This window comes from Levilactobacillus sp. LN180102 (assembly GCF_050106635.1).
Taxonomy (GTDB): domain Bacteria; phylum Bacillota; class Bacilli; order Lactobacillales; family Lactobacillaceae; genus Levilactobacillus; species Levilactobacillus brevis.
In genome coordinates this window covers 99,142-112,295 of the sequence record NZ_JBNIIX010000008.1, presented here as the reverse complement: position 1 = coordinate 112,295, position 13,154 = coordinate 99,142, and the positions used below count along the sequence as shown (strand labels likewise).

Below are 13,154 nucleotides of genomic sequence, written 5' to 3'. Positions count from 1 at the left end.
TAATGCAAAGGATCTCTAGCGACTTGTGCCAAAATATTTGTAAGGCCTGGTTTATCGACCGGCAATTCTTTAAATACATCTATTATCTTTTTTACACCGTCAAGTTTTTTTACCATTTGTTTTTCTTTGTTTTCAGATTCTATCTGACCATCGACATGAGCCCTAAATTGTTTTTCGTAATAAATTGTTAGAAAAAGTACATACTGAATAATAATCTTACGTAACTGGTTCTCATATACTTTTCCCGAGGCTACGAATAATTTTATCAGAGAACCTATCGTTCCTAACGACAAATATCCTTTAAGCTCTTCACCTTCGTAATCGTAGTTTCTACTGGTTAACTCTGTTTTTACAGGAACAAACGCTGGTATATATTTATCATATTCTTCACCACAAATTGCTAAATTGAGTGAGACATGCTTATATAGCATAGCAAAAAGACATTGCCACAAGGAGTCATCCCCCTCAAAATACATGGGGTATTTACCTTCATACATATCATCTTCAGCATTCGCTGGTGCAAAATATATACTTTGTTTTTCTAATTCTTTATATTGAAAAATCGTATTTATACTTCTTAGTCGAAAGATAATTACGCCTCCAGTAAATCTAAACTTTTGAAGAACCATACCTATACCTATGTTTGTAATACAGATTCCCGTAACACTTTACACAGTGATTCTTACCTGAAAAACCGCATCACTTATGATACGGACTCCCCTCATTAATCATAAACGCCCGATACACCTGCTCCGTCAGCACCAGCCGCATTAACTGGTGAGGCAGGGTGAACTTACCAAAGGAAATCTGCGTGTCGGCACGTTTCAAGACGGCTGGGGTCAACCCCAGCGAGCCACCAATCACGAACGTAATATCCGAGTGTCCATACGTGGTTAAATCCTTAATTTCCTTGGCGAATGCCTCCGACGAGCGTTCCTTGCCCAAAATCGCCAGCGCATACACGTACTCGCGGTCCTTGATCTTCGCCAGTATTCGCTCCCCTTCCTCTGCCATTACCCGATCCATTTCCGCTTGCGATAAATTCTCCGGCGCCTTTTCATCTGGCACCTCCACTATTGAAAACTTACAGAAACGCGACAGCCGTTTGGCATACTCCGCAATCCCCTGTTTGAAATACTTTTCCTTGAGTTTACCCACAACCACAAATTTAATGTTCATAATTAGCCTCCTATGCACAGCTTATCCACAAAGTTATCCACAGGTGGATAAGCCGTTTTCCTAGATATAGTGGTTTCATTGGCCCGACCCACTACATTTATTTTTTCTTAAAATGTCAATGATTTTTTAGTTATCCACAAGACACAGACAAAACGCGCGTTCGTTCTGTCCGCTTACAAACCCTACGGTGACAGTATTTTCATCCACAATAGCGATCAATACTTTTATTATCCACAGTTATCCCCAATACCTGTGGATAACTTTTGCACCGGTTCCATTCCCGGTTTCACCCTGTTCATAACTTTTCGTCCATCTTATGGTCAAAGTTATTCCCCGAGTTATCCACAGCCTTGTATCTACTTTTTTTATCGCCTGAATTACTGCTCCCAATTTATACCGATTCGTTCGGCCTTATCCGCCAAGCTGGCGCTTTCATTCCGGCCAACACCATCGTAAGTTTCGGCTTTTCACTAAACAGTTTATCATACTAAAAAAGCGCCCGCAGGGAAATTCCCACGGTCGCTTTCATTTAGCGCCTAACTCTCTGACGTTGCCGTCGTCGAGCTAGTCTTTAATTGAGAAGAGGTTTCTGTTAATTTAATGGTGCTGGTCTTCTTCTTACCATTGTGATAGTAAGTGATCGAGACCTTATCGTTCAGCTTATACTTGTACAAAATATCTCGCAGCGTGGATTGGTCTGAAATCTGATGACCGCCCAGCGCCGTAATCACATCGTACTTGCTCAAGCCGGCCTTCTTCGCTGGTGAGCCCGCCGAAGCACTCATCACCACGACCCCGTTTTCCACATTAGATGGCAACTTCAGGATCGATTTCTGTTGCGCACTAGAAACGTTCGCCAAGTCAACGTAGGTAATCCCTAACGCTGGCCGCACGACCTTCCCGTTCTTGACCAGCTGATTGATGATATTGACCACTTCGTTAGATGGAATGGCAAAGCCCATCCCTTCAACGCTGGTGCCTTCCGCATCACTGGCGATCTTCGATGAGGTAATGCCGACTACTTGGCCACCGACATTAATCAAAGCCCCCCCTGAGTTCCCAGGGTTAATCGCCGCATCCGTCTGAATAACCGTTGCATTCCCGGTTTGCGTTCCCGAGGAATTAGTCGTCTCAATCGTCCGCTTCTTGGCGGAGATGATCCCTTGCGTCAATGACGTTGCGTATTGGCTGCCCAGTGGTGAGCCAATTGCCAAGGCCGTTTCACCCACCTTGATATTATCTGAGTTCCCAAATGACGCCACGGTCTTCAATGATGAACCATTAACCTTTAAGACGGCCAAGTCGGTAACGGAATCCTTACCTACCAACTTCGCTTGCAGTTGTTTACCGGAACTCGTCACAACTCGTAAGGCTGAAGAGCCGGAAACCACGTGATTGTTCGTCACGATGTAAGCCACGTTACCGTCCTTCTTATAAATCACCCCAGAACCTTCGGAAGCTTCTTCCAGCTCTGACTTGGATTTCGATGAATTGGAGCTCGAGCTTGAGCCGAATAATTGGCCAAGCGTCCCGCTACTACTATTTTCCTTCTGTAAATTAATCACCGAGACCATGGCCCCCTTAACCTTATTAAAGGCCTTGGTTGATTGACTCGAAACATTGACGTTGACGTTAGAGGTCTTGGTGTTCCCGGTCGAGTTACTCCCGGCTGGCACCGCCGTATCATTCATCCCACTATTATTAAAGTAGTTGATACCGCCGTACGCAACCCCGCCGCCTAAGAGTCCAGCGACCGCCGCCGTCACTGCCACTTTCATCAGTGTCAGGCCACCCCGCCGTTTCCGTGGTTCCGGAGTTGGTGTGGTTTCTTCATTATGATCATGTTGTTGGTTATTAAATTGATTATTATTGTTATCCATCACATTGCGCTCGCGCGCGAACCCTCCTCATTTAGCGGTTCGAACCAACCGGTCTTCAACCGCTTCGTTATTTTAATACCCCTATCATACCGGGTGCGTGTGAATTTTTTTTGATGATTTAGTGCTGAAGTCCTAAAGTTTCATAAAATTTATAACGCGACTAGTGGCGTTGCCTCTTCTGGATTGGTATCAATCAATTGGAAGTCATGGCCCACGCCAAAATCTCGATTTTCCATCATTGACGCCACCGTCAAATGACACAGGGACTGCATATTATTGTGTAAACTGCGATGACCGAGATAAATCTTTTTGGTGCGATTACCCAGCACATCCATCAGCGTATCGGCCCCTTCTTCATTGGACAGATGACCCTTATCACCCAGGATTCGTTGCTTCAAGGGCCAGGAATACTCCCCCATTCGCAACATTTCCACGTCATGATTACACTCCAACAAGTACGCATCCGCATCGCTAATGATACCTTCCACATGTTCCGAAACATACCCGGTGTCCGTCAAAATGACAAACGTCTTGCCGTGGTAGTGAATCGCGTAGAACTGCGGTTCTGCCGCGTCATGGGAAACTGAAAAGCTTTCCACATCAATATCGCCAAAGGTCTGCACGGTATCCGGCGCAAATAAGTGCTTTTGTGCCAGATCTACCTTGCCAATCTTGGAACTCATGGCGTCCCAAGTCCCTTCATTAGCATAAACATTCAACTGCTCATAACGCCGGGCTAAGATCCCAACGGCTTGGCGGTGATCGCTATGTTCGTGGGTCACCAACAAGGCATTGACGTCTGCCATCTTGCGGTCGATATCACCCATTAACTTCTCAATCTTTTTACCACTCAAGCCCGCATCAATCATAATGCGCTCGTTAGGGCTCTCCACGTAGCAAACATTACCAGTGCTCCCACTCGATAACACACTGATCCGTAAGTCATCGGCTACTGTTGTTTTCGTCCGCAAATCCAAATTGACCGCTCCTTTACTTCAATACCGTAATCATACCGCATCTGAGTCGCTTTGTAACTAATATTAATCTCGTTATCTCGCAATTAACGCGCTTTTAGTTCATGAAAAAAGGCTACCCCGCGGCAGCCTCTTCACATCATTTTCGTTACTCACTCGTCGTTGTCGAGCCGCTAACCGTCTTTACGTTACTATCATTGGATAAGATGGCCCCGGTAAAGGCATTCACGTGCTTCAGTTGTAAGACACCCGCGTTATTACCACTATTGGACCTAACCGCAATAACCCACGTCGGAATATAAACGCTACTATTCTTTAAATTGAAATAACGGGTGTAGGCCAACTTCGTCCAGACCACCTTGGTATTGTTGGGAATCTGATTATACTGATACAACCAGATCAACGCTTTACGTTCCGAGATGGTTTCCGTCTTTTCTCGCAACGTTGAGACGTTGGCCAAGTAGCCTTGCGTATAGCCGGTCACGGTGCCCGCATTGGTCAGGCTAAAGCGAATCTCACCGTACCGTGAATAGATCGGCCCATCCGCCACTTCCTGCGTATAGACCACCGTATTATGACTAGAAAGCTTGGTATTATACGTATAGTCCGTCCCGTTAAGAATCAGCGTACTGTTGCTGACCACGGTATCCAAGGTCTTATCCGGATGCTGTGTATCCACGCCGGTAATCGGTGTCTTAAATGTTGACGTAATGGTCCCATCACTTTGGTAACGCACCGTTTGATTACTCAAACTAGTCAGGCTACTCTTGATGCTGCTATCGTTACTCGTTGAAATGTAGTACCCCTCGCCACTCTTTTTAGAAGGCGCCTTAAAGGAGATATTATCAGCCCGCATTTCCTTTAAAATGGTGGTATCACTACTAAAACGGTTCGATGACGTATCCGTTTCACCAGACGTATCACGCTGGAAGGCGGCAAACAAGAATATATCGATGACAATGAACGCAACGAGAAACAACCACTCAATGCGGCGAAAATCCATGCCGGACCGCCCTCCTTTACTATTATGCCTGTGTCTTTAGCATTTGGGTATACGTCTTCCAGCTACCGGCGTAGTACACGTACCAGGTTGGCGTTAAATTAACCACCTTGTCAGAAGACGTCGACGTCTTCCACTGATACCCTAACTGCAACGTGCTGATTTTCTTTTGACTATACCCTGCCGCTGTTAGCTGGTCAATGACCTGTTGGGTCCCTGGCAACGTCGCGGACTTTTTATCCGTTGGTACTGGAACTTGTAAACTATACAGTGAGAAATTATACCGCCGAACGCCTTGCGATAGCATCTGAATCCTAGCCGCCCCATAATCACTTTGATTAAAGATGGGGAACCCTTCGACAAAGCTCCGGTAAGTCACCGTTGATTTGCCCGTATCATAGCCATAGTAACGTAAGTTTTCCATCGGCAACCCAATGGACTTCACCGCTGAGTAACCAGCCGTCAACGCCTGGCTAAAGCTCAATGAGGCTTGCATCGCGCTATAATCCTCAAACAATGCGGTCCCCCGCTTATTGTAGACGGTCATTTGCCGCGATGCCCCATCACTATACGTGGTGCTATCTTTATTCTTCTTAGCTGACACGTTGGTCGACTCTCCACTATTTAACAAACGCGTGGTAAAGTAATCGGTCGACTGCTGGTTAACCAAATAACTATAGGATGGAACGGTCACTTGACTTGTGACGTATGGCATAACTGTTTGGTTCAGCCAATCCAGTTTCACATTAATCCGAAATAAATTCTCCTGCAAAATCTGTTTAAGCGCCTGCGTGTGACTCTTGCGTACCGTCACCCGGTAAACCCGGTGATCCTGATCATTTAATAGGTAAATATCTCCCGTATCCGTCAGCGGTACCAAGATCCGTGAGAACTTAGTCGCCGTACGATTAAGCTGACTGCCAAAGACCGTGTTATACATCTTCACGTTGATTGGCGCCGCATAGGACAGCAAAACACTACTCTTGGTTTGCAAAAACTTCATGTAAGCCGCTTTTGATGACACGTTAACTGTCCGCACACGTCCCAGTTCCCATTTCGACAAGGCTTCTCTGATCTCCGTGGTCAAACTCACTTTACGGTTATTCAACAATTCCTGATTCCCATTGGCGTTCGTATAAACCACCTGCGTCGGTAAGTACACATCCTTTTGGGGGCGCGCACTTAATTCAGTCGTCGTGGTATTCGAACTGCGTTGTCGGTTACGTTCATACTGCGCCGGGTTCGTCCAAATCATCGCTGACAAGGCCACACTCACCGCCACAGCAAGGGTTAATCCCAGAGGCAAAAAGGTTTTAGTTATCTTCATCCCAGAGATCCTCCTCATCATATGGCTTATAAGGCAAGGAAATATAGAACGTCGAGCCGCGCCCTTCACGACTGTCGACCCAGATTCGGCCACCTAACATTTGCACAACTTCTCGCGAAATGGCAAGACCCAAGCCAGTTCCTCCTTGTGCCCGTGAACGGGCCTTATCAACCCGGTAGAATCGATCAAAGATCCGCGGAATATCTGCCCGTGGAATCCCCAACCCTTGGTCAGAGACACTTAAAATGACGTTGTTATGGGTCTCTAGTAGGCGAGCCGTCACGACCCCACCGTCTGGCGAATACTTAATGGCATTATTCATTAGGTTATCCAAGACTTGTGTGAAGCGGTCGGTGTCAATTTCCACCCAGAGATCGCGCTTCGTGAAGTCTCGTTTGATGGTATACGTTTTTTCCGGCTGGTCATCTTGTTTTAACATCATGTCAAAGCGATCCAGCACGTAGTTAAACAACTCGTTTAGGTTGACCATTTCCAGATCAACCTTTTGCGTTCCGGAATCCATCCGTGACAAGGTCAAAAGGTCATTGATCATCCGGATCATCCGGTCCGTTTCTTCCTGTGTCACCTTTAAGAAGTCTGGTGCCACCTTAGGGTCTTTCCAAGCACCTTCTGACAAGGCTTCAATGTAAGACCGCACACTGGTTAATGGCGTTCGCAACTCATGAGACACGTTTGACACGAACTCACGCCGATCTTGGTCGATCTTCTGCTGTTCCGTGACATCATGTAGCACACAGACCAACCCAGAAATAAATCCGGATTCCCGTTGAATAAGCGAGAAGTAGGCTTGCAAGATCAGATCGTGTTCTTTGGTTGAAAAGTCCAAGACCAAGTCATCTGGATCTTCCAACAGCTCGCGGAGCGTATAGTCATCCCGAATATCCAATAAATCCAAGATGGACTTGCCCACTGCATCGTCCGGCTCATGATCCAAAAAGCTGCTAGCCGTTTCATTAATAATCGTCACGTTCCCCCGGCGGTCGGTCGCAATCACGCCGTCCGTCATGTGGGCCATAACGGAGTCCAACCGTCGCCGCTCAGATTCCGTAGACTCCTGGGCTTCTTCCACCCGGACTGACAGGTTATTAACCGCACTAGCCAACTGACCCAATTCATCATTACCATAAACGTGCACGTGCCCTGAGTAGTCGCCGCGAGCGATCCGCAGCGTTTGCTTCTTCATTTCATCAATCGGTCGGGTAATTGCCCGGGAAATAATGATCGCCATGACCAGTCCCAAAATGATGGCCACGAAGGTCGCCGAGACATAGATCAAAGTAATCTGGTTAATATTTTGGTAAACGGAGTCTAAACTCGACCGCATGTAAATAACCCCGACTAATTCGCTGTTATTGCCCTGGGTGCGAATTAAGCGCGTAATGGTGGTATAGTAACGGCTATTGCTCTGAGAGCTATAGGTTGTCCGCACCACGTCTCGGTTATTATAAATGGCATTCTTAATATTATTGTCGGTGGTTTTTTGACCAACAATTCCCTGGTTATCCACTTCGTTAGTTCCGCGGATAATCCCTTTATTATCAATGACGCGGATCTGCGCATTATTAGTGTTGTTGATTTCCGACAGCGTCGATTTAATTTGCTTATTACTTTTGGTCATTCCACTCATCGACAACTCATCTGACAAGCGGTTGACAATATGCGTTTGGACGACCTGTTGGGCCTTAAACGTATTTAAATTTTGCCGTTCCAACTGCCGGACAAAGACGGCACCAACGATCTCCAGCGTTAACAGGAGGAGTAGCGCAAAGACCAACGCAATCTTAAAATGAATCGACTGAAACCATCTAATTTTACTATTCACGAAGTCACATACTCCTCAATGCGAGATTTAGCGTTATCGCTAGGTTAAGCTTGATCGGAATCTGGGTTACGTAAGTAGTAACCGACCCCACGACGCGTCACTAACCACGTTGGGTGACTCGGGCTATCTTCAATCTTTTCCCGTAACCGCCGGACTGTGACGTCCACCGTTCGCACATCACCAAAGTAGTCATAACCCCACACCGTTTGTAGTAAGTGTTCTCGCGTCATAACTTGCCCAATATGTTGGGCTAGATAATGGAGCAATTCAAATTCACGGTGGGTCAACTCGATGTTGGCACCCCGCTTAGAAACAGAGTAAGCCTCTGGATGAATCGTCAAATCGCCAATCTCAATATCTTGGTTTTCTGGTTCTTCGGGTTGAGCATGGGCTGCCGTGTTTTGCCGCCGTAAGTTAGCCTTAACCCGCGCCACTAATTCTCGATTAGAAAATGGCTTGGTCACATAATCGTCGGCACCCAATTCTAGTCCCAAGACCTTATCCAATTCAGAATCCTTAGCCGTGACCATGATAATCGGCATGTCATGCTTCTTACGAATCTCACGAGCAACTTCTAGTCCATCAATCTTTGGCAACATCAAATCTAGGATCACTAAGTCGGGGACGTCTTCTTCAACGGCTTGCACCGCTGCTTCACCATCGTAGGCAACCGCTACTTCATACCCCTCTTTTTCGAGGTTAAATTTCATAATATCAGAAATCGGCTTTTCATCATCAACAACGAGAATTTTCTTAGGCATAGCAAAAATTTCCTCCTTAAGGGAAATACAAATGAATCCGGTAATTGCAGGATTACCGGCAGGCCAGCCATCGGGTGTCACATTACCACCGACAATGGGGCCACTACGTTAGTTTTTAATCTTTCATCGTTTAAAGTCAAGGAATAATGGTCCCCACTAATTAGGGCACCCGTTTCAAGGCGTTGCCCGACCTGATAACGTTCCAGTGTCGGCAAAATCAACGCTACCTGAATTATAACACATCATGAAACTTCTTTCAGTCCTAGAGAGTCAAGCTTTTAAGGTTTCTTTAACCGGATATTTCCCGGGAAATGATGCTTCCATTAGTCAGTGATTTGAATGCCACTGATTGTGAATTTTAGTAAGCGCTTTTATCAAACCACCGTCTATCCAACACTGTATCGGACACGTTACTGGTTGTTCAGGCCATTAACTCGCTATCTAGTTCAACTATTTCCCGATGACCATTTAAAGCTGGCACGCTTGACTAATGGCACGTTTTCAACAGCATCTAAATCGTAAAATGCAAAAAAAATTGAATAAAAATCAGTTTTTTTCAAAAAAGGGGTTGCGCACCTCTGGCCTACATGATATGATAGTTCTCGTTGATATGGAAGACATACAACTTAATCACATGGGCAGTTAGCTCAGCTGGCAGAGCAACGGACTCTTAATCCGTGGGTCCAGGGTTCGATCCCCTGACTGCCCATCACTTACTAATCAGCTTTCACGAAGTCGACTTCGTGGTTGCTGATTTTTTTGTACCCTCAAGTATAAATATCCGCTTCGCTTATGTTTATGCATCAACCAAAGGACGGCATCCCCTCTATTTTTTGTCGAGCGCCCTTAGCACGTTCTTCGTATTTTGACTCCTAGACAGATCTGGTCAGCCTATTTAAACTTAAATGTGACGCTATTGTACCATCATTTATGTATGATCTTAATTTGGAGAGGACCCCCGTCACATGAAAAAACGTTTGTCCATAGCCCTGAGTTGCTTCGTTTTGCTCAGTTACCTACCTGTTAATGCTGCGACACGACGAATCACTCCGGCGAATAAGTTTCGTTATATGACCAAGAAGGCTAGCTACTACAACAAGTCAACTAGCACCTATTATCGATCGATTTGGACTAACGCGCGCAAGGCTTGGAATGGATCTAAGACGTTCAAATGGTCAACCACTAAGAATAAAAAGTCACGGTCATTTACCACTTCTGTCAACCGCAACTCTGGCATATGGACTAATGCCACTGGCATGACCTACAACGGCCTCGCCGTCAACCGCCAAGGCGTTCAAACCGGTGCTGGCATGTACTTGAATCGAACTGTTTTGACAAAATATCACTACACCAAAAAGCAACGCACTAATGTTGCCATTCATGAGATGGGCCATGCGTTAGGGCTCGCTCACAATGATGGTGGTTCGGTTAGCGCAATGAATCCGGCTAATCGAACCTACGCCCTTCGTAATTGTGATATTCGCGGGGCTAAGCAGATCTATGCGTCCGCAGCAACGACGACTAAGACACTGGCGACAGCCGCTCAATCAACCTTAACCGTTGACCATTTGAAAGACTACGACAACGGTATTACTGGCGTCGAACAACTGAAAAAATCTGCCCCCATCATTGTTGAAGGGCACATTACCAAGAGTGTTAATCACCACAAAGCGCCCAAGAATTATTACACCACCCAAACCTTGGCCATCGACAAAGCCTTTAAAGGCAACGTCGGGGCGACACTAACCTTCACGCAAGGCGGAACCACCCACATGGCGGTAACGGCGAGTGAAATCTTGCCGCAACACCAGACGATCATCGTCATGCTGGCTAAGAACACCCACGGCACCTACTACGTCATCAATGACGGTCAAGGCATGTTCGTCGATACGTACACCAATAATGGCAACGAACTTTTTGACCACGTCTCTGACCATGCTATTTACACCGAGGCGATGCTACACTGAAAAGCGTTGGCCAATTGGTCAACGCTTTTTCTTACTATACTATGTTCGCCGATAATAGCGCCACGCGGCTCCGATTACGTCAATTAACAAAAAGAGGCCAATAAAACCACCGATACACTCTCCTAATAATCGACCGTAATCCCACCAAAATAACTGGCCCGTCGCAATGAGGTCCATCACACATTTTAAACCGAAAATCGGAATCAACAGCCCCAGGTAGAGCTTCAACAAATCAAGCGTTTGCTGAACCTGTTGCCACAAAATCTCGCGAAAAGTCACAATCACCGTCTCCTCCCCTATAGCATTTATAACCAGGCGTAAGGTTACGCACTGATTCCCCTGAAATGATCAGTCATTATTCTCCACCAGCTATTTTACACTAAGCTGGCCAAAAAAAGCGACGACCAACACTTTTTCCACCCATTATAATGCGACTAATAAAAATGCCCCGCTTTGATCACCAGATCATCGCGAGGCATTTTCGTTATTTCCAATAAGCGTATTTATACTGAGCATCCGTGGTCATCGTGTAGGTTAGGCCACCAACTGTCTTGGAAACCAGGTGCGCCTTAGCCTGTTGATACAAGGGAACTAATCCGGCTTGCTTGGTAACATACGTGTCGGCTTGCTTCATCAGATTCCACCGTTGCATCGTGGTGTACGTTGCTGTGTCGTCAACCTTCTTCATCAGATTCGTGAAGTGGGTGTTCTGCCACTTGGTGAAGTTTACCGAACTGGTCCCATCCGCCATCTGCAAGAAGTCAGCTGGGTCACGCCAATCGGTCGTCCATCCATCCAGATCAATATCAAAGTTCCCGGCGGCACCCTTGGCAATCTGTTGCGCTAACGGCATCGACTTGATGGTAATTGTCAAGCCCGGTAAGTACTTTTGGGCCTGTTGCTGCAGGTATTGGGCTGCGTGCTTTTGTTCATCCGTATCAGCCGTCAGTAACTCCAGACTGGCCTTCTTGATTCCCAATTCCTGTTTGGCTTGCTGCCAAAGTTTAGTGGCCTTTTGGGGATTATAGCTTACCAAGTTCCCCACTTCTTTGGTGAAGTCTTTACCCGTCTTAGGATTCGTGCCATCCCCCGACGGAATTAAACTCGTGGCGGCCTTGGACCCATCTTGCAAGACATTCTCGGTCAGGGCCTGACGATTAACCACGTAGGAGAACGCTTGGCGAACTTTGGTATTGTGCGTAATGGTCCGTTTGTCATTAAATTCTAAGAAGCGCATCGAGCTATTCAGGGTCGTAGTCATTTCCGGATTATTGGCATTCTGCTTGATATATTGGCCGGTCAACACGGTCTCTTGCACCTTACCTGACTTGAATAAGTTAGAAGAAGTCCCCGCATCCTTGACTACTTGAACGTTAACCCGCTTAATTTTGACGTTCTTAGCATTCCAATAATGGGGATTCTTCACGTAAGACCAACTATCGGCAGCACCGTTCCACCCAACTAACTTATAGGCTCCTTCGGACATGGTCTTCGCCGCTGACGTCCCATATTTACTGCCACCAACCTGCTTAAACAGGCTAGTCTTAATCGGGTAAACTGCCGTGGCTAAAATGTCGGGTAACCAAGGTTGCGGCTGGGTTAGCGTGATCTGTAAGGTCCGTTGATTCAACGCCTTCACCCCTAGTGTGGACGCCGCCTTTTTCCCTGCTTGAATCGCTGAATAATTTTTAACGTATTTAAGCTTATTGGCTACCTGTGATTTAGATTGCGGGTTAACCTGCCAATCCATCGACGTCACAAAGTCCTGGGCCGTCACCGCGTCACCATTTTGCCATTTGGCATTCTTTTTGAGCTTAAACGTATAAACAGTCCCGTTCTTAGTGGGTTTAACCACTTTCTCTGCCACACCAGCAATTACCTTACCATGACTGTTCAGGGTATACAGGCCCTCCGACGTTTGTGAAATCATGCTGGAACTATTCGTATCACCAGAAATCGCCGGATTAGCCGTTGCGGGATTTCCCGTCATTGTTACGTTCAACGCCTTATCCGTCGTACTCTTCGCTTGGGCCCCACAGCCGGCCAACGCCATCACGGCTAGCAACCCGACACCCAATCCCATAACCTTATTCATTCTCCATTACCCCTCTCAATTCGCCACAAAAAAATCGTTCGTCTCGTTGGCCGTCTCCGGTCAACAAGGGCGAACGATTCGCGGTACCACCTTGATTTATCTCTTATGGTATTCATGAGAACACCGCG

The 13,154-nt window shown here is 46.5% G+C and carries 10 protein-coding genes, 1 tRNA gene, 1 pseudogene and 1 other annotated feature (1 of these 13 running past the window's edge); of the genes and pseudogenes, 2 read left to right on the top strand and 10 right to left on the bottom strand.

What is annotated here, in order from left to right:
- From ACP4IT_RS06625 to yycF, 8 genes and pseudogenes are all read right to left on the bottom strand, one after another.
- Positions 1 to 629, bottom strand: a pseudogene (locus ACP4IT_RS06625) (DUF2971 domain-containing protein); the annotation flags it as partial.
- Between the two features lie 70 nt (positions 630 to 699).
- Entirely contained in the window at positions 700 to 1,179 is a 480-nt protein-coding gene (rlmH, locus tag ACP4IT_RS06620; RefSeq protein WP_011666849.1) for a 23S rRNA (pseudouridine(1915)-N(3))-methyltransferase RlmH, read from the bottom strand.
- Positions 1,180 to 1,715: 536 nt separating this feature from the next.
- On the bottom strand, positions 1,716 to 3,059 hold the full coding sequence (locus tag ACP4IT_RS06615) for a S1C family serine protease (RefSeq protein WP_156646746.1): 1,344 nt from the start codon (positions 3,057 to 3,059) through the stop codon (positions 1,716 to 1,718).
- 149 nt (positions 3,060 to 3,208) lie between these two features.
- On the bottom strand, positions 3,209 to 4,036 hold the full coding sequence (locus ACP4IT_RS06610) for an MBL fold metallo-hydrolase (RefSeq protein ID WP_011666847.1): 828 nt from the start codon (positions 4,034 to 4,036) through the stop codon (positions 3,209 to 3,211).
- Positions 4,037 to 4,181: 145 nt separating this feature from the next.
- Positions 4,182 to 5,036, bottom strand: a complete 855-nt coding sequence (locus ACP4IT_RS06605; protein ID WP_011666846.1) for a two-component system regulatory protein YycI — start codon at positions 5,034 to 5,036, stop codon at positions 4,182 to 4,184.
- 22 nt (positions 5,037 to 5,058) lie between these two features.
- Positions 5,059 to 6,360 carry a YycH family regulatory protein gene (locus ACP4IT_RS06600; RefSeq protein ID WP_021741328.1) on the bottom strand — a complete coding sequence of 434 codons (1,302 nt, stop codon included), beginning with the start codon at positions 6,358 to 6,360 and terminating at the stop codon, positions 5,059 to 5,061.
- Positions 6,347 to 8,203: a cell wall metabolism sensor histidine kinase WalK gene (walK, locus tag ACP4IT_RS06595; protein WP_015473005.1), complete on the bottom strand. Its 1,857-nt coding sequence runs from the start codon at positions 8,201 to 8,203 to the stop codon at positions 6,347 to 6,349. The genes ACP4IT_RS06600 and walK overlap by 14 nt, the downstream gene beginning before the upstream one ends.
- 44 nt (positions 8,204 to 8,247) lie before the next feature.
- Positions 8,248 to 8,964, bottom strand: a complete 717-nt coding sequence (gene yycF, locus ACP4IT_RS06590; protein ID WP_011666843.1) for a response regulator YycF — start codon at positions 8,962 to 8,964, stop codon at positions 8,248 to 8,250.
- A gap of 636 nt (positions 8,965 to 9,600) precedes the next feature.
- Here yycF and ACP4IT_RS06585 point away from each other — a divergent pair.
- Positions 9,601 to 9,673: transfer RNA gene (locus ACP4IT_RS06585), tRNA-Lys, on the top strand.
- Positions 9,674 to 9,929: 256 nt separating this feature from the next.
- A complete protein-coding gene (locus ACP4IT_RS06580; protein ID WP_015473001.1) occupies positions 9,930 to 10,931 on the top strand; it encodes a matrixin family metalloprotease in 1,002 nt (333 codons plus the stop codon).
- Between the two features lie 39 nt (positions 10,932 to 10,970).
- On the opposite strand, the gene ACP4IT_RS06575 is transcribed toward ACP4IT_RS06580, so the two are convergent.
- Together ACP4IT_RS06575 and ACP4IT_RS06570 are read right to left on the bottom strand one after the other, a co-directional pair.
- Positions 10,971 to 11,216, bottom strand: a complete 246-nt coding sequence (locus ACP4IT_RS06575) for a hypothetical protein (RefSeq protein WP_015473000.1) — start codon at positions 11,214 to 11,216, stop codon at positions 10,971 to 10,973.
- Positions 11,217 to 11,415: 199 nt separating this feature from the next.
- On the bottom strand, positions 11,416 to 13,026 hold the full coding sequence (locus ACP4IT_RS06570; RefSeq protein ID WP_011666839.1) for a peptide ABC transporter substrate-binding protein: 1,611 nt from the start codon (positions 13,024 to 13,026) through the stop codon (positions 11,416 to 11,418).
- A gap of 62 nt (positions 13,027 to 13,088) precedes the next feature.
- Positions 13,089 to 13,154 (bottom strand) — a binding site (T-box leader) (it continues 149 nt past the right edge of the window).

Bases quoted from the DNA above. Each gene is read 5' to 3' on its own strand.
- ACP4IT_RS06580 (WP_015473001.1), top strand. From the start codon at position 9,930: ATGAAAAAACGTTTGTCCATAGCCCTGAGTTGCTTCGTTTTGCTCAGT.
- ACP4IT_RS06605 (WP_011666846.1), bottom strand. From the start codon at position 5,036: ATGGATTTTCGCCGCATTGAGTGGTTGTTTCTCGTTGCGTTCATTGTC.
- ACP4IT_RS06600 (WP_021741328.1), bottom strand. From the start codon at position 6,360: ATGAAGATAACTAAAACCTTTTTGCCTCTGGGATTAACCCTTGCTGTG.
- ACP4IT_RS06615 (WP_156646746.1), bottom strand. From the start codon at position 3,059: ATGGATAACAATAATAATCAATTTAATAACCAACAACATGATCATAAT.
- ACP4IT_RS06570 (WP_011666839.1), bottom strand. From the start codon at position 13,026: ATGAATAAGGTTATGGGATTGGGTGTCGGGTTGCTAGCCGTGATGGCG.
- rlmH (WP_011666849.1), bottom strand. From the start codon at position 1,179: ATGAACATTAAATTTGTGGTTGTGGGTAAACTCAAGGAAAAGTATTTC.
- yycF (WP_011666843.1), bottom strand. From the start codon at position 8,964: ATGCCTAAGAAAATTCTCGTTGTTGATGATGAAAAGCCGATTTCTGAT.